Here is a 16,378-nt window from a genome sequence, read left to right on the forward strand (position 1 = left end):
TTATCGGTGTGGGGCGGGGTCTTTTGGAGACATTGTCCTGTTGCCTTCTGACAGATTGGGGATGCTCTCTGATTCCTGTAATGTCGGATGAAAATCATGCCGCTCCAACCGGGCGGGGCAGGGATGAGGGGCAAGCTTGGACAACGAACCAATGGGAGGCTTTCATGAAACGTAGACTACGTGCACTCGCGGCGGGTGCTGCCTTTGCCGCTGCCGGAGCCGTGGGCACGACCAGTGCCGCGGCGGACGCCCTGGTGGCCGGTGTCGAGGCGTCCTTCCCGCCCTGGGCCTATGTGGAAGACGGCGAGTACAAGGGCATCGCGATCGATGCCATGCGTGCCATCGCCGAGGACCAGGGCATGGAGGTCGAGTTCAAGGACCTGCCGTGGCCATCCTTGATTCCCGCGCTGGCCAAGGGACGCATCGACCTGCTGGTCACGGGCCTCAACATCACGCAAGAGCGCAACGAAGTGCTCGATTTCTCGATCCCCTGGTGGGAGAACGATGACGAGGTGCTTGTGGCCGAGGACTCGGACCTGAACGTGGTCACCGCGCTTTGCTGTGGGGCTACGGTCGGAGCCCAGGGTGGCGCCACGCAATTTCAGTGGCTCGAGGACAACCTGGCTGCCAACGATGACGTGGGCATCACCCTGCGCAGCTACGAAGATTACGTGACGGCCGTCGAGGATATGGGCGCGGGACGTCTGGACGCCGTGGTAACCTCCACCGACACGGCCGAGGACTTTATCGCCAAGGACCGGCCGGTGAAGATCGTCGGGACCATCCAGCAGAACCAGCCGCAGGCCCTGGCGGTGGAGAAGGGCGATCCCAACGAGATCCTGGGCAAGCTCAACGCCGGTATCATGAACATCTATGAATCCGGTCAGTGGGCCGAGATCGTGAAGGAGTACTCTCCGCAGTCCACCATCCGGAGCATTCCGACGACCATGCCGGACTACGTGGATGCCTACGAGGAGCCGATTCCCGGCTATTCCGACTGAGACCTGTGCGGCGGAGCCTCAGGCTCCGCCGCATTCCCATCTGTGAGTTTATCCGGATCCGGGCATGATCGTCGAAATCATCATTAGCCAGATGCCATACCTGCTGCATGGTCTCTGGGTGGCCCTGCAGCTGTTGGTCTGCCTGCTGGCGCTGGGTCTCGTGCTGGGCCTGTCGCTCGCATTGCTCGAGGTCTATGGCCACTGGACCTTGCGCTGGCTGGGCATTCTCTTCGAGCGGATTTTCCGCGGCATTCCCGCCATCGTCCTCTTGCTGCTGTTCTATTACGGGGTCACCGATTTCGTGGAGATCGGCTCCTTCATGGCGGCCGTGCTGGCGCTGGGGCTGCGCTCGGCTGCCTATCAGTCCCAGATCTTCCGGGGCTGCATTCTCTCGGTCCCGCCGGGCCAGATGCAGGCGGCACGCGCCATGGGCATGTCCAAGGTCAAGGCTGTCCGGGATATTGTCCTGCCGCAGGCCCTGCGCCTGTCCATCGGGCCCTGGACCAACGAATTCTCCAGCGAGATGAAGGCCACTTCGCTGGCCTATGTCATCGGCGTGGTCGAACTGACCCGCCAGGCGAAGTACATCATCTCCAGCACCCAGGGGAATATCCTGATCGTCTTTGCGGTGGTCGCGGCGCTCTACTTCATTTTCAACCGGCTGGGAAACTGGGGCCTCTACAAGCTGGAGAAGAGGCTCGCCGTGCCGGGATTCGAGCAAAGAGGGGACGCCTGAGATGCTTCTCAAGGTCGAGAACATTCACAAGCGCTACGACGATGCCGAGGTGCTGAAGGGCGTGTCGCTCGAGATGGAAACAGGGCAGTCGAAGGTCATCATGGGGCCCTCGGGGACGGGCAAGTCCACCCTGCTGCGCTGCATCAACTACCTGACACCCCCGGATGAAGGCCGGGTCCTGGTCGAGGGCACCGAGATCACCTCGCGCAACCTCAACAGGATGCGCGAGAAACTGGCCTTCGTCTTCCAAGACTTCAATCTCTTCACCCACTTGCGTGCCGTCGACAATGTGGCCATCGGCCCGCGCAAGATCCGGGGCATGAGCAAAGGGGCGGCCCACGAGCTGGCCATGCGCGAGCTGGAGCGCGTGGGCCTGTCCGAACGCGCCCATGCCTATCCGGCCGAGCTCTCGGGCGGCCAGCAGCAGCGCGTTTCCATCGCCCGGGCCCTGGCCATGGAGCCGAAGATCATCCTGTTCGACGAACCGACCAGTGCGCTGGATCCGGAACTGACCGGCGAGGTGATTGCCGTCATGAAAAACCTGGCCAGCGAGGGCATGACGATGCTGCTGGTCAGTCACGAGGTCGGATTTGCGCGCCAGGCGGCGGACGAAATCATCTTCATGGACGGCGGCCATATCCTGGAGCAGGGGCCGCCGGCGCAGCTGTTCGATGCGCCGCAACACGATCGTACGCGTCAGTTCCTCAGCCGGATCGGCCAGGGCGGGGAGGCCGCATGAGCGAGTTCTATGCCTTCGCCGTCGAGCACTTGCCCTACATCCTGGAAGGCCTGCCGATCACGCTGGGGCTCTGGGTCCTGGCCATATCGATGGGGGCGGTTTTCGGTCTGGTGCTGGCCTGGGCGCGCCTGTACGGAAACACCCTGGCCTATGGTGCGGCGACCGTCTATGTGGAACTGTTTCGCGGCACGCCGATGCTGGTGCAGATGCTGTTCATCTATCTGGGCCTGCCTGAAGTCGGCATTGTCTTCGACCCATTCACCGCAGCGGTTATCGCCATAGGTCTCAACACTTCGGCCTATCAGGCGGAGTATTTCCGCGGGGCCATCCGCTCGATCCCGCGGGGGCAGATGCAGGCCGCCCGTGCCATGGGCATGACGTCCCTGCAGGGCCTGCGTTGGATCGTGTTGCCACAGGCGTTGCGCCGGGTGATTCCGCAGTGGTCCAACGAGGCCATCCTGGAACTGAAATACACGTCCATCGCCTATGCCATCGGCGTTTCGGAGATCACCGCCCGAGCCGAGAAGGTCGGATACGAGACCTTCATGTTCTTCGAAGTCTTCCTGCTGTTGGCCCTCGTCTATATCGTGCTGACCGGAACCGTTGCGCAGGTACTGCAATACCTGGAGAAACGCACGGCGGTGCCGGGACTGTAACGAGGGCCCGTGTTTGCGGGGCGTGCCGTCATCTCGCGTTCGCCCCTTTCATGCCGTTTCTCTAGCCCTGCGAAAACACTGCCACTTGAACGTCATATCGGGACGTTTAGTTTATTTTGAGACAAAGAGGGATCTCCCGATGGGGAATGTGGCTGCGGTCCGCAGTCCAGAAGATCGGGAGAGAGTCCGAATGATACGGGAGCAGGCGGCTTCGCATACATGCATTCAATCCCGCAATACCTGTTCGCCGTCGGTCTTGCGCTGGCGACCGGCACGTCCGCGCTGGCCCAGGAAGAAGGGGCGGTGGTTGCCGTGGAGACCACGGAACGGATCGATATCATCGAGCAGGTGCCTCTGACCGGTACGGTCACATCTGCACGGGTGTCTCCCGTCTCCAGTGAGATTGCGGGCAGGGTCTCCAGGATGCATGTCGATGGCGGTAGTCATGTCGAAAAGGGCGAGACCCTGGTCGAACTGGACAGTGCGTTCGCCAGGCTGACCCTGCGCCAGGCCGAGGCCGCCACGCGGGAAGCCCAGGCTGCACTTGCTGATGCTGAGCGGCGCCTGGATGTCGCCCAGCGGCTGGTTGGACAGCGGGCCGTTTCCGAGGACGAATTGCGCACGCGCGAGACGGAGGTCGAAACCGATCGCGCCGTCCTGGAGAGATTGCAGGCGGAACAGGAAGAACAGGCGTTGCGGCTCGAACGCCATGACATCGCTGCGCCCTTCTCCGGTGTGATTTCCCGGCGCATGACCGAAGTCGGTGCCTGGGTTTCTCCCGGGACCGCTGTGGTCGAGCTGGTGGCCATGGACAGCCTGCGCATCGATGTTCCCGTGCCGCAGGATGACTTCCCCCGCCTTGCAGAGGATACGGAGATTTCGGTGGAATTCGAGGCATTGCCAGGAGAGGACTTCGAAGCACGTCTGGAGAGCGCCATTCCGGTTGGCGATCCCAGCGCCCGGACATTTACCGCCCGCGTGGTCCTGGAAGAAGATCAGGTGGCCCTGACCCCAGGCATGTCGGCTCAGGTGACCCTTCACCTGGCAACCGGCGAGCGGGATCCGGTCATTCCCAGGGATGCGCTGATTCGGTATCCGGACGGTCGCACGGTGGTCTGGACCGTCGAAGAGGCCGACGGCGGTTTGCGTGCCAAGGAACGCCTGGTGGAAACAGGCTTGGCTTTTGATGGGCAGCTGCAGATCCGTGAGGGCCTGGAGGCGGGCGAACGCGTCATCGTAGAAGGCAATGAGGGCCTGCGTCCAGGGCAGGCCGTGCGCCTGGAAGAGGATGCCTCGTGAAGGATCCCTCGCAGAGCATAGCCGGCTGCAAGCCTTCGGGAGCCTGACTCATGTTCGAGGGCATCGTACGGCGGGGAACGCTGATGGCGGTCATCCTGCTGATCCTTTGCGTCATCGGGGTGGCTGCCGCCCTGCGTATCCCGGTCCAGATGATTCCCGATCTGGAAGTGCGCACGATTACCATTCAAACCGATTGGCCTGGTGCCACACCGCAGGATGTGGAGAAGGAGATCGCGATTGAGCAGGAAGAATACCTGAGCTCGATCCCCGGGCTCGAGCGCATGGTCTCGACGGTTGCCAGCGGGGACTCCGAGATCGAACTGGAATTCCCCTATGACATCGATATCACGGAAACCCTGATCCGTGTGAACAACGCCCTGAGCCAGGTGCCCTCCTATCCGCAGAACGTGGACCAGCCCCGGGTCTACGCCACCTCCTTCTCCGACAATGCCTTCATGTATTTCCGCGTGGCGCCCCTGCCCGGCAACCCGCGCGGCCTGGATATGAACATGATGGGTGATTTCATAGACGACAATGTACGCACGCGCCTGGAGCGGGTTGAGGGAGTTTCACAGGTGGAATTCCGTGGCGGGGAACGCCAGGTCCAGATCCTGGTGGACCCGGATCGCCTGGCGGGACGGGACCTGAGTCTGGTCGACGTGCGCGATGCGATCACCTCGCGCAACCAGGATGTGTCCGGCGGAGAACTGGAAAGCGGAAAGCGCAGGTATCTGCTGCGTACAGTCGGGCGCTACGGTGATATCGAGGCGCTGGAATCCACCATCCTGGACCGTCGGGGCGATTCGATTCTTCGCCTGTCCGATGTGGCTGACGTCCGTCTCGGCCATTTCGAACCGGGGGAGGTCAGTCTGGTCGACGGCGAGCCGGTGCTGGGCCTCTCCATACGACGGGAAGCCGGATCCAACGTCATCGAGATCAAGCGTGCGGTGATGGAGGAGCTCGAGGCGATCAACGAGGATGTGCTGGAGCCCGCCGGCATGCGGTTGTCACTGACCAATGACGATGTCCGCTATGTCGAGGATTCGGTGACCAACGTATGGATCAACCTGATCCTCGGTGCCTGCCTTGCCACGCTGGTGATGTATGCCTTCCTGCGGTCCTTTCGCACCACCTTCGTGGGCGTGATCGGCATTCCCGTCTGTACCATCGCCGCTTTCCTGGGACTCTTGCTGGCAGGGAGGACCATCAACGTCATCTCCCTTGCCGGGGTGGCCTTTGCCATCGGCATGACGCTCGACAACAGCATCGTGGTCCTGGAGAGCATCGACATGGCGCGCCGGCGGGGCCTGGATCGATTCCGCGCCGCCGTGGAGGGCGTGCGGGAGGTCTGGCCTGCGGTGGTGGCCTCGACCCTGACCACGGTGCTCGTCTTCACGCCCATCGTCTTCATCAAGGAGGAGGCCGGTCAGCTCTATTCCGACGTGGCGATCGCCATCTCAGCCTCGATCCTGACATCGATGCTGGTGGCGATCACCATCATTCCGACACTGGGCGCGCGGATCCTGCGCGTGGGGGCCATGGCCGGGAAAGAGCCCGTCAAGGAAAGTTCCGGAGCCACGAACGGAAACCGCAATCCGGTGCTGCGCACGGTGGACTGGATCATTGCGCGTCCACTGCGCCGTGCCGTCTGCATCGTCGTAACCCTGGCGGTCAGCGGCTTCATCATATTCGCCCTGACACCGCCGGCTGAATACCTGCCGGAGGGCGAAGAGGCCAAGACCTTCGCCACCATGAACGCCCCGCCTGGCTATAACCTCTCGACGATGACGGAGATCGCACGGGAGCTGGAAGAAAGGCTGCGCCCCTATCAGGACGCCTCGCCCGGCGACTACGAGGCCGGCCGCTCTCCGGTTCCGGCGATGGGGCAGTTCAGTATCTCTGCCCAGTCCCAGTCCGTTCGCATCATTGCGACAACGAAGGACCCCGGACAGATCGAGGCACTGATGGACGAGCTGTCCCGGATCTACGAGGAGTATCCGGGCATGCGCTCGTTCGTCTCCAGAGGGTCCATCATCACCAGCAACGAGGGCGGGACGCGCAGCGTCAACCTGGACATCTCCGGTCCGGAGCTGCAGGAGATCTACCAGGTTGCCGAAGCCGCCTATCGCCAGGCCGAACAGGTCTTCGACGATCCGCGCATTCAGACCAACCCCGCAACGCTCTCGCTCTCCCAACCGCTGATCCAGGTCCATCCGGACTGGGAGCGCGCCTCCGAAATGGGGTTCGATGCCGAGCAGCTGGGCTTCAGCGTGGCCGCCCTCAATGACGGCGCCTTTGTCGACGAGTTCTTCAGCCAGGATGACAAGATCGACATCTATCTCTACAGCCAGGCCGGACAGGATGCGGCCCCCGATCGCATAGGTCAGCTGCCGCTCTATACGCCGCAGGGCACGACGGTGCCCCTGTCCTCGGTCGCTCGCATCGAGGAGACGGTGGATACGAGTTCAATACGCCGGGTCAACGGCAACCGGACGGTGACACTGAACATCATTCCGCCACGATCCGTGCCCCTGGAAGCAGGTGTCGCGCGTGTGGAGGAGGAGGTTGTGGGGCAGTTGCGCGCGGCCGGAGAGATTCCAAGCAGCATCACCCTGGATATTTCCGGTGCGGCCGATCAGTTGGAGGCAACCCAGGACGCCCTGCTCGAGAACTATGCCGTGGCCATCCTCATCGTCTATCTGCTGCTGGTGGCGATCTTTACCCATTGGGGCTATCCGCTGTTGATCATGACGACCATCCCGCTCGGGATCGCTGGTGGCATCGTGGGATTGGCCCTGATGAATCTGGTCGGTGGCGTCCTGCCGGTCATCGGATTGCCGGAGATCAGCCAGCCCTTCGACATGATCTCCATGCTGGGCTTCCTGATCCTCATGGGGACCGTGGTGAACAATCCCATCTTGCTGGTTCACCGTGCCATGGAGAACATGCGCAAGGCGGGAAGCGAACCGCAAGAGGCCGTTTCCGAGGCGGTGGCCTCGCGCCTGCGCCCCATCGCCATGTCCAGCATTACCACGATCTTCGGACTGGCTCCCCTGGTCTTTATCCCCGGCTCGGGCAGCGAGCTCTATCGTGGCGTGGGTGCCATCGTGCTGTTCGGCATCATGGGAGCTGCCGTCGTCGCCTTGACCTTCCTGCCGGCCCTGACGGTCTTTGTCCTGAACTGGGGCCGCCGCAGGGCGGCATGACCGATCACTTCCCGAAATGGTCTCGGCGTCCCAACCTTCTCACGGGCAGGAAGCTCTTCTCAGGGATATCCTGCCTTTGAGTTCCCTGCGTCCATAGCCTTACTCATCGGAAGAGTCCAATGCAGGCGCCACCATCCCATCGTCGAACTCGGCTTTTCCTGATAGTGGTTCTGGCGTTCTCTCTGTGGCTGTCCGCTTCCGGGACAATTGCCGCGCCGCCAGCTTCCTGCGACAGGACAGGGCAGGAAATCCGGACTCTCTATGAAACCAACCTCGAGACCTTATCTCTCAGCAAGCAGAGGCATTATACGCAGCGACTCTACCGGATCACAGGCGACCCGGACTATCTTCCCTGGAACCTGCGCTATGCCAGGCGCCTTCTGGGCGAGCTGCGTGTCGATATCGCCGGGTTGAAGCTGCCGGGCTATGCCCTGAGGCAAAGCCGAGACGTCGTGGAGGACTATGCTTCGCGCACGGAGAAACAGCGCGCACGCAAGAAGATGCTGGGTGAATGGGGCGAGATCGCCTATGCCAAGAACCTGGCGTTTCGTTTGGTCCAGGCGAGATACTACGGTCTGCTGAACGAGACTTTCCTGCCCGATTACGAGCGTGCACTGGCCTATCTGGCCTCGGTGGATTTCCGATCCTTCCTGAGCGATCCCGATGTGATCCGGGTCTATGCACCACAGGTTGCCAATCAGCTCTATTACCTGCATGAACTCGGCGTATCGGATCTGCGTGGGCCAGTGCTCGCCGCCTTCCGGGACCTTTATCCGCCCGCGCGAGACGGCGCGCTCTCCCGGGCTGAATACCGCAACAAGATCTATGGAATGACACACTTTGTCATCGCTGCCAGCCGTTACTACCAGCAGCCTGTCGAACGCCGGGAGTTCGACTGGGTCCTCGAGGATTTCGAGAAGAACCTGGAGTCCATCCTGCGAAGAACGAAGGAGGACATCTATACCGAGGTGGCTCTCAGCTTCCTGCTGGCCGGAGAGGAGGATCATGCAGCGGTGGAACGCATCCGGCAGGAACTCAGAGGTGTCTACGATCCCGAGGCACGCATGATCCCATCCGAGACGGGCAAAACAGGGAGCCTCGCTGCCGGCGAGCACCGCAATGTCCTGGCGATCATGCTGTTCTGTTGGCCCGAGCAGCTCCATGACGGCCCGGACTTGTCCGGGCTGATTCCCCGACGTTCGCAGTGATCCAAACGTGGGTCAGCTGGTTTCCTCGCCGACCAGATGGTCCAGGGGCAGGGCGTGGCGGGTGATCGGCGACTTGATGACGATATAGCTGAAGTACTTCTCGATCCCGATCTTGCGGTCCAGCAGGCTTTCCATGAGCTGCTGGTAGTCCGCAACGCTGCGGGCCACGAACTTCAGAAGGTAGTCGTAGCCGCCGCTGACCAGATGGCATTCCATGAGTTCGGGAACCTGGCGGATACCGGCCTCGAAGCGCACGAAATCCTCGCGCCGGTGGTCGCGCAGGGTCACTTCGGTGAAGACGGTGATGCAGTCGGCCAGGCGTTGCAGGGCGATCTGCGCGCCGTAGCCGGAAATGTAGCCTGCGGACTCCAGCCGTTTGACGCGCTGCAGGCAAGGGCTCTGGGACAGCCCGACCGCATCGGCGAGCGCAGCGTTGGTCATGCGTCCGTTCTCCTGGAGCTGCACCAGGATATTCAGGTCGATGCGGTCGAGTTTTCCGGTCCGGCTCATGGCGTCAGGAGAGGCGGGAACTCAGCCTCGAAGCTCCTCCTGATGGGCCTTCACCATGTCCGCCATGCTGTTGAAAGTGAACGCGCAGCTGGGCATCTTGCCCGGGTTCATGGTGGCGCCGAAACCCTCCTGGTCGTGCCGGCGGTAGATCCAGCAGGACGTCAGGTCGTTGTTGTCGGCGGGAACATGGTCGTGGAACATGCTTTCCGCCGTATGCAGGATGTCCTTCTTCTCGATGCCGAGTCGACCCAGCTGCTCCAGCATGTAGTCGAAGTTGCGCTGGTTGGGCTTGTAGGAGCCCATGTCTTCGGCGGTGTAGATGGCATCGAAATCGACCTGCAGTTTGCGCCGCGCGCCCTCGAAGGAGGTGTTGTCGACATTGGACAGGATGACCAGCTTGTAGTGGCGCTTCAGGTACTGCAGGGCACCGGCGCTGTCCTCGAAGGTCGGCCAGTCGGGACACGAGTTTCCATAGGCCATGCACTCGTCCCAGGAGACGCTCAGACCCCATTCCTCGGCCAGGCGCTTATAAACCACGGCCAGCAGCTCCGGATACTTCTTGGCCGGCGTCTGTTTCTGCGCATGGGATTCGTGAAAGGCGTGTGCCTCCAGGATCTCGTTGCGGCTGGGTTTTTTCTCCATCCGGTCGACCAGTGGCTTGGTGCCGGCCACCATGGCGCTTTCCCAGTCGACAAGGGTGCCGTAGCAGTCGAACGTGAGTACCTTGAAGTCAGTCAATCGCATCTCTTACCTCCGGTATGTCCAGGATGTCGTTGAGGGTCTTGGTCAGGCGTTCGGCCATGAGGTCCACCTCGTCCAGTGTGATGGACAGCGGCGGGGCCAGCCCGATGACGTCGTCGGCAAAGGCCCGGAAGATCACGCCGTTGGCATAGCCGTGCTTTGCCAGGTGCTTGGCGATGCCCAGTTCCTGGGGCGGTTTTGTCTTCTCGGTCTTGTCGGTGACCAGTTCGATACCTGCCAGCAGTCCGCGGGAGCGGACATCGCCGACCAGGGGGTGTTCGGCCAGTTCCCCCAAACGCTGTGAAAAGCGCTCGGCACTGCGCTGCCCATTGGCGAGAATGCCGCCCTCGGTGTAGAGCCGCAGGACTTCCAGGCCCACGGCCGCACTGACGGGATGACCGGAATAGGTGAAGCCGTGGCCGACAGGTGCGTTTGCCTTCGCGTTATCGGCGATGGTCCGATAGAAGGGCTCCGACAGCAGGACCGCGCCCATGGGCGAATAGCCGGCGGTCAGCCCCTTGGCCAGTGTCATGATGTCCGGGGTGATCTCTTCGCCCTCGCAGGCAAACATGGGGCCGGTACGCCCGAAGCCCGTGATCACTTCGTCGGCGATGAAGAGGATATCCAGACGGTGGCAGGCGTCGCGCATGGCCTTGAGCCAACCTGTCGGGGGCACGATGACGCCGCCCGATCCCTGGATCGGCTCGGCGATGAAGGCGGCGACCTTGTCGGCGCCGAGTTCCGCAACCTTCGACTCCAGCTCGGCGACGCTGTCCCGGATGACCCTCTCCGGATCCTCCCCTTCAGGATGGCGATAGGGGTAGGGAGACGAGATGTAATGCTGCCAGGGCAGGGGCAGGTCGAAGCCCTCGTGGAAGACGGGCAGGGCGGTCAGGCCCGAGCCGACCGAGGAAGAGCCGTGATAACCGCGCTTGAGCGAGATGAAGTGCTTCTTCTCCGGCTGGTCGGTGAAGTTGTAATAGGCGCGCACCAGCTTGACGGCGGAATCCACAGCATCGGACCCGCCGAGGGTAAAGAAGGCATGATTCAGGTCGCCCGGAGCCAACTCGGCCAGGCGTGTTGCCAGGCGAATGGCGGGTTCGCTGGAGAAGTGGAAATAGCCTGTGGCATAGGGCAGGCGTCGCATCTGTTCGGCGGCGACCTCGACGATGCTTTCGTGACCGTAGCCGACATTGACACACCAGAGACCGGCAAAGGCATCCAGCGACTCATGGCCTGCGCTGTCAGTGACGAAGACCCCCTGGGCCTTCTCCAGTACGGTGGCTCCGGTTTCCTCGTGGCCGCGCCAGGAGATGACGGGGTGGACCAGATGCTCCCGGTCGAGTTCGATCAGGGAATTGGACAGCATGGAAAACCTCTTTCTGTGATGCATGCCCAGTCTAGGGCCTCATGGCAGAACAGCCTGCCGAAGTTGGACTGCGGGAGCGCAATCTCTGTTCTTTCTCCATTCGTCCCCCGCAACTCCTGCCGTGCGAGGCGGCGCCAGGTCTAGATCGATTCGTCCGACAACTCGCTTGCGTGAATGCTGCGGGTGGTGGGCGACAGGGCGGCCAGGGTCTGGGAAACGCGGTTGCGGAAGAGCGTGTTGTGCTCGCCAGCCAGTTCCTCTGCTTTTTCCGCATCGCGATTGCGGATGGCTTCGAAAATCTGGCGATGATCGTCGGCCGTGCGCTCCAGATGGGGCTTGAGCGGGGGAATCTCGCTATAGTGCTCGCTGAAGCAGACGCGGATGATGCGCAGGCCCTCGCACATCACGCGGTTGTAGGCGTGCTCCAGGAAGGGGTTGCGTGCCGCCGCCGCAATGGCGAGGTGGAAGCGATGGTTGGCTTCCGTGAGGTCGAGGCTGGCCTCGTCCGCCGCATGGACCTCGAAGCTCTTCAGCTCCTTCTCGATCTGGGTCAGGTCGTCGGGTTGGTGGCGAATGGCGGCAAGCTTCGTGATGGCCCGCTGAATCAGGTCCAGCGCCTCGAAAAAGCTGCGGAGGTTTGCCAGATCCAGTGGCGCGACGCGTGCGCCGCGGCCGCGCTGTATCGTGACGAGCCCTTCGGAGGCCAGGCGGATCAGGGCCTCGCGAACGGGTGTCCGGGAGAGATGCAGGAGGGCCACCAGCTGGCCTTCCTCGAGTTCCATGCCCGGCGGGAACTCAAGACTGAGTATGCGCCGACGGATTTCCGTGTAGGCCCGCTCTGCGCCCCCCAGTGAGGGGCCACCGTTGTTCTTCCCCTCGGTATCTGCGTTCTTCTCCTTGCTATCCAAATCCTTTCCTCCCAAGCATATGGCGTCCGGATAATCGGAGAATCAAAGCCTTGCGTCCAGTGACAGGGTTTCTTGACGTCGTGTATACTTGAAGTATATGCTCACCGCAACAAATCGCGAGAGCACCATAACAAAGGGTAACCTTCCCGCATGGAGATGGACGAGGCCGCCACGGATTGGGTCGTTGGTGTGGATGTCGGTGGTACCTTCACGGACTTCTATGCCTTCGAGCGATCCAGCAAGACAATTCGGGTGCACAAGACGCCCTCCACCCCCGACAATCCCGCAAAGGCCATTATCGCAGGCCTCGAACATCTAGGCCAGAGTGGTGCCGTGCCGCTGGAGGCGGTGACGCGTCTTGCTCACGGCACGACCGTTGCCACCAATGCCCTGATCCAGCGCAAGGGTGGCACTGTTGCGGTCGTCACCACGCGTGGCTTTCGGGACCTTCTGGAGATCGGCCGACAGGTCCGCCCGAGGATGTACGACCTGAAAGCCGACTATCCACCCCCTCTGGCAAAGCGGGAACACCGCTTCGAGATCACGGAGCGCATCGGCGCGGCCGGGGAGGTCGTTACGCCGCTGGACGAGTCCGAGATCGATGCGCTGGTGGAGCAGATCCGGGATATCGGAGCCCAGGCCTGTGCCGTCTGCTTGCTGTTCGCCTATGCCAATGCCGAGCACGAGCAGCGTATCGGCGAGATTCTGCGTGCGCGCCTGCCCGATGTAGCCATTTCGCTGTCCAGTGAGGTGCAGCCCGAATTCCGTGAATTCGAGCGTTTTTCCACCACGTTGCTGAACACCTATCTGCAGCCGGTCCTGAACAGTTACATGAGCCATCTGGAAAGCGAGCTGGCACGCCTTTCCCCGGATGCACATGTCGGCATCAATCAGTCGAGCGGCGGCCTGATGTCCATCGAACGGGCCCGTTCCTTCCCGATCCGTACGGCCCTGTCTGGCCCGGCCGCCGGTGCCATGGGTGCCATCCATGTGGCGGAGCTAGCGGATCGCCCCGATATCATCACGCTGGACATGGGTGGCACCAGTGCGGATGTCGCCCTGATTCGCAATCATGAAACCGATCTGTCCTTCGAGCGGGACGTGGCCGGTTTCCCCGTGCGACTGCCCATGGTGGACATCAATACCGTCGGCGCCGGCGGCGGCTCGATTGCCTGGTTCGACCGCGACGGCCTGCTCAAGGTCGGGCCGCTGAGTGCCGGCGCCGTTCCGGGGCCGGCCTGTTATGGTCGCGGTGGTACCGAGCCCACGGTGACCGATGCCAATGCCGTTCTTGGCCGCCTGTCCGTCCGTGGCCTGCTGGATGGGGCGATGACCCTGGATGTCGACGCCTCGCGCGAGGCAATCCGTCCGCTGGCCGAGCAGATGGGTTTTACCGTCGAGAAGACGGCCCAGGGAATCCTGGGTATTGTCACCGCCAACATGATGCGCGCCATCCGGGCCATTTCCGTGGAACGCGGTCATGATCCGCGCGACTGTACCTTGATGCCCTTCGGCGGCGCCGGTCCGCTGCATGCCAATGCCGTGGCCCGGGCGCTTGGCATTCGCGAAGTGCTGGTGCCCTTCTCGCCCGGCATACTCTGTGCCCAGGGACTGGTGGTCGCTGACCTGAAGGAGGATTTCGTGCGCAGCCACCGTGTTGCGCTGACGCCCGAAAGCTTGTCCTCGTTGCAGGCCAGCCTGGATGACCTGGTCGAGGAGGCGCATCTCTGGTTCGATCACGAACAGGTTGATCCCGCCCAAAGGCGCCTTCAGATCAGCCTGGACATGCGCTACATCGGACAGAATTTCGAGCTGCGCGTGCCGTTGGACATCGACGAGTCCAGCCCGAAGCTGCCCGGCAGCGAGGCATTGCATGCGGCCTTTTTCCGGGCGCATGAGGCCAACTATGGCTTCCACAATCCCGATGATGCCGTGGAGGCGGTCAATCTGCGCATGACCGCGCGCGGAGAGTTGCCGTCCCTGCCGACACCGCAGGCGCCGGAAAACGCTTCGCAGAGGCCCGAACCGGTAGAGCGTCGTCCGGTCTGGTTCGAAGCGGATGAGGCAGACAGCACGCCGATCTATCGCCGTGTCGACCTGGCACCCGGCTGCCGCATCGAGGGGCCGGCCGTGATCGACCAGTTCGATGCCACCACGCTTGTCTATCCCGGCGATGTCGCCAGGGTCGACGAGAGTCTCAGCCTGATCCTGGAGCTTGCCCAATGACCGCACTCAGCCTTGCTTCGGAGAGTACGCGTCGAGAGCTGGACCCCATCACCCTGGAGATCATCTCCAATGCCTTGCGCTCGGTGACGGACGAGATGTTTGCGGCTCTCATGCGCAGTGCCTACTCGACCAATATCAAGGAGCGGCACGATCACTCCACGGCCTTCTGCGACAAGGCAGGCCGGCTGATTGTGCAGGCGGACCAGTCCTTGCCCATACACATTGCTTCGATGACGGGGCTGATGAACACCCTGCTGAAGAAGTATGACCTGTCCGAGATCGAGGAAGGCGACGTCTTTGTTGCCAACGATCCTCATGTGGCGGGCGGCACGCACCTGCCGGACATCAACCTGGCCGAACCCGTCTTCGTCGATGGGGAGCTGCTGGGCTTCATCTGTAATATCGCCCATCATGCCGACGTGGGCGGCATGGCGCCTGGGTCCATGGCCGGCGGCATGTCCGAGATCTATCAGGAGGGACTGCGTATTCCCCTGGTCCGGCTGTTCCGTAAGGGCGAGCTGCAGCGCGACCTCTTTGACCTGATGCTGCTGAACGTGCGCATTCCCGAGGAACGGCGGGGCGACTACTACGCTCAGATCGCGGCCTGCCGGTTGGGTGTGCGGCGCATGAAGGAGATCGCCGGGCGCTATTCCTGCGAAACGCTCAATGCGGTCTTCGACGAGATCGTGAGCCGTACCGAATACCGCATGCGCGACGTGCTGAAGGAGATTCCCGACGGCACCTATTCCTTCGAGGATGTCATGGACGACGACGGTGTGGGCACGTTCGACATTCCCATCCGTCTGACCATTACGGCGAAGAACGGAGAGTTGACCTTCGACTTCCGGGAGACGGCACCGCAGGTGGCCGGCAACATCAATCTGCCGCACAATGCCACGCAGGCAGCCGTGGTCTATGCCCTGAAGGCACTGCTCGATCCCGAGATCCCGAACAATCAGGGCGTCCTGGACTGCTGCGAGATCCTTACGAAGGAAGGCACCCTTGTGCACTGTACCTTCCCGGCGCCGGTGGCGGCCCGCGCCAACACCTCGCAACGGGTAATCGATGTCATTATCGGGGCACTGACCGAGGCATTGCCAGAGCGTGTGGTGGGGGCTGCCAACGGGGCCAATACCACGGCCGTCTTCGCCGGCATCGATCCGCGCACGAACCGGCACTACCTTTATTTCGAGACATTGGGGGGTGGTTTCGGCGGCCGTGCGGACCGCGATGGCAAGGACGGGGTTCAGGTGCATATCACCAACACCTCGAACCTGCCCATCGAAGCGATCGAGACCGAGTATCCCTTGCGGGTGGAAAGCTATGGCTTCGTCGAGGATTCCGGTGGTGCCGGCCGCTATCGCGGTGGCCTGGGACTGCGCCGGGTCATTCGGCCCGTGGACCATGACTGCATCTTCAATGGTGCCGGCGAGCGCTTCCGGCATCAGCCGTGGGGCGTATTCGGCGGGCAGCCGGGCATGAGTGGACGCTTCCAGCATATCAGCGGAAGCGGGGACGCCACACTGCTGGATGTCAAGCCGGCCGCGATCAAAGTGACCCGTCAAGAGACACTTGTGGTGGAGACTCCAGGCAGTGGAGGTTATGGTGCACCGAGTGAACGGGCCAGAGAACAGGTCCGCGAGGACTTGGCCAGCGGCAAGTTCACGCCCGAGTACATCAAACGCCACTATGGCGAACCTGTTAAGGCAGACAACTGATCCGGATTTTGATTGCGGATTTTACGAGGTCAGAAGAAAGCTATTCAAAAAATGCGCAAAC

At 62.2% G+C, this 16,378-nt stretch carries 13 protein-coding genes; 9 read left to right on the forward strand and 4 right to left on the reverse strand.

The window, feature by feature from the left end:
• The first annotated feature begins 164 nt into the window (after positions 1-164).
• The 7 genes from ACFOW6_RS10905 (at position 165) to ACFOW6_RS10935 (ending at position 8,845) form a co-directional block, all read left to right on the forward strand.
• The gene (locus tag ACFOW6_RS10905) at positions 165-1,001 is read left to right on the forward strand and encodes a transporter substrate-binding domain-containing protein (protein ID WP_382422400.1); all 837 of its coding nucleotides are present in this window, start codon (positions 165-167) and stop codon (positions 999-1,001) included.
• Positions 1,002-1,065: 64 nt separating this feature from the next.
• Positions 1,066-1,737, forward strand: a complete 672-nt coding sequence (locus tag ACFOW6_RS10910) for an amino acid ABC transporter permease (protein WP_382422401.1) — start codon at positions 1,066-1,068, stop codon at positions 1,735-1,737.
• 1 nt (position 1,738) lies between these two features.
• Complete coding sequence (locus tag ACFOW6_RS10915) at positions 1,739-2,476, forward strand: amino acid ABC transporter ATP-binding protein (RefSeq protein WP_382422402.1); 738 nt, start codon at positions 1,739-1,741, stop codon at positions 2,474-2,476.
• Positions 2,473-3,132, forward strand: a complete 660-nt coding sequence (locus ACFOW6_RS10920; RefSeq protein WP_382422403.1) for an amino acid ABC transporter permease — start codon at positions 2,473-2,475, stop codon at positions 3,130-3,132. The genes ACFOW6_RS10915 and ACFOW6_RS10920 overlap by 4 nt, the downstream gene beginning before the upstream one ends.
• A 219-nt stretch (positions 3,133-3,351) precedes the next feature.
• Complete coding sequence (locus tag ACFOW6_RS10925) at positions 3,352-4,431, forward strand: efflux RND transporter periplasmic adaptor subunit (protein WP_382422405.1); 1,080 nt, start codon at positions 3,352-3,354, stop codon at positions 4,429-4,431.
• A 50-nt stretch (positions 4,432-4,481) separates the two neighbouring features.
• On the forward strand, positions 4,482-7,637 hold the full coding sequence (locus ACFOW6_RS10930; RefSeq protein WP_382422406.1) for an efflux RND transporter permease subunit: 3,156 nt from the start codon (positions 4,482-4,484) through the stop codon (positions 7,635-7,637).
• 119 nt (positions 7,638-7,756) lie between these two features.
• Entirely contained in the window at positions 7,757-8,845 is a 1,089-nt protein-coding gene (locus ACFOW6_RS10935; protein WP_382422407.1) for a DUF3541 domain-containing protein, read from the forward strand.
• A 12-nt stretch (positions 8,846-8,857) separates the two neighbouring features.
• Here the strand turns inward: ACFOW6_RS10935 and ACFOW6_RS10940 are convergent, their stop codons facing one another.
• The 4 genes from ACFOW6_RS10940 to ACFOW6_RS10955 all read right to left on the reverse strand — a co-directional run bounded on the left by ACFOW6_RS10940 (position 8,858) and on the right by ACFOW6_RS10955 (position 12,373).
• A complete protein-coding gene (locus ACFOW6_RS10940; protein WP_382422408.1) occupies positions 8,858-9,355 on the reverse strand; it encodes an Lrp/AsnC family transcriptional regulator in 498 nt (165 codons plus the stop codon).
• A gap of 21 nt (positions 9,356-9,376) precedes the next feature.
• The gene (locus ACFOW6_RS10945) at positions 9,377-10,099 is read right to left on the reverse strand and encodes a haloacid dehalogenase type II (RefSeq protein WP_382422409.1); all 723 of its coding nucleotides are present in this window, start codon (positions 10,097-10,099) and stop codon (positions 9,377-9,379) included.
• Positions 10,086-11,465 (reverse strand): aminotransferase class III-fold pyridoxal phosphate-dependent enzyme, encoded by a 1,380-nt coding sequence (locus ACFOW6_RS10950; protein ID WP_382422410.1) that lies wholly within the window; start codon positions 11,463-11,465, stop codon positions 10,086-10,088. Before ACFOW6_RS10950 ends, ACFOW6_RS10945 begins: the two co-directional genes overlap by 14 nt.
• 140 nt (positions 11,466-11,605) lie before the next feature.
• Entirely contained in the window at positions 11,606-12,373 is a 768-nt protein-coding gene (locus tag ACFOW6_RS10955; protein ID WP_382422411.1) for a GntR family transcriptional regulator, read from the reverse strand.
• Between the two features lie 150 nt (positions 12,374-12,523).
• Between ACFOW6_RS10955 and ACFOW6_RS10960 the strand changes: the two genes are divergently transcribed.
• Positions 12,524-14,599: a hydantoinase/oxoprolinase family protein gene (locus tag ACFOW6_RS10960; RefSeq protein WP_382422412.1), complete on the forward strand. Its 2,076-nt coding sequence runs from the start codon at positions 12,524-12,526 to the stop codon at positions 14,597-14,599.
• Positions 14,596-16,317, forward strand: a complete 1,722-nt coding sequence (locus ACFOW6_RS10965) for a hydantoinase B/oxoprolinase family protein (protein WP_382422413.1) — start codon at positions 14,596-14,598, stop codon at positions 16,315-16,317. The genes ACFOW6_RS10960 and ACFOW6_RS10965 overlap by 4 nt, the downstream gene beginning before the upstream one ends.
• Positions 16,318-16,378 lie beyond the last annotated feature (61 nt).

Source organism: Fodinicurvata halophila, from assembly GCF_042651425.1.
Classification (GTDB): Bacteria; Pseudomonadota; Alphaproteobacteria; order Kiloniellales; family DSM-21159; genus Fodinicurvata; species Fodinicurvata halophila.

What these genes read in the sequence shown, in the direction of transcription:
- ACFOW6_RS10905 (WP_382422400.1), top strand. Translation starts at nt 165, where the DNA reads ATGAAACGTAGACTACGTGCACTCGCGGCGGGTGCTGCCTTTGCCGCT.
- ACFOW6_RS10910 (WP_382422401.1), top strand. Translation starts at nt 1,066, where the DNA reads ATGATCGTCGAAATCATCATTAGCCAGATGCCATACCTGCTGCATGGT.
- ACFOW6_RS10915 (WP_382422402.1), top strand. Translation starts at nt 1,739, where the DNA reads ATGCTTCTCAAGGTCGAGAACATTCACAAGCGCTACGACGATGCCGAG.
- ACFOW6_RS10920 (WP_382422403.1), top strand. Translation starts at nt 2,473, where the DNA reads ATGAGCGAGTTCTATGCCTTCGCCGTCGAGCACTTGCCCTACATCCTG.
- ACFOW6_RS10925 (WP_382422405.1), top strand. Translation starts at nt 3,352, where the DNA reads ATGCATTCAATCCCGCAATACCTGTTCGCCGTCGGTCTTGCGCTGGCG.
- ACFOW6_RS10930 (WP_382422406.1), top strand. Translation starts at nt 4,482, where the DNA reads ATGTTCGAGGGCATCGTACGGCGGGGAACGCTGATGGCGGTCATCCTG.
- ACFOW6_RS10935 (WP_382422407.1), top strand. Translation starts at nt 7,757, where the DNA reads ATGCAGGCGCCACCATCCCATCGTCGAACTCGGCTTTTCCTGATAGTG.
- ACFOW6_RS10940 (WP_382422408.1), bottom strand. Translation starts at nt 9,355, where the DNA reads ATGAGCCGGACCGGAAAACTCGACCGCATCGACCTGAATATCCTGGTG.
- ACFOW6_RS10945 (WP_382422409.1), bottom strand. Translation starts at nt 10,099, where the DNA reads ATGCGATTGACTGACTTCAAGGTACTCACGTTCGACTGCTACGGCACC.
- ACFOW6_RS10950 (WP_382422410.1), bottom strand. Translation starts at nt 11,465, where the DNA reads ATGCTGTCCAATTCCCTGATCGAACTCGACCGGGAGCATCTGGTCCAC.
- ACFOW6_RS10960 (WP_382422412.1), top strand. Translation starts at nt 12,524, where the DNA reads ATGGAGATGGACGAGGCCGCCACGGATTGGGTCGTTGGTGTGGATGTC.
- ACFOW6_RS10965 (WP_382422413.1), top strand. Translation starts at nt 14,596, where the DNA reads ATGACCGCACTCAGCCTTGCTTCGGAGAGTACGCGTCGAGAGCTGGAC.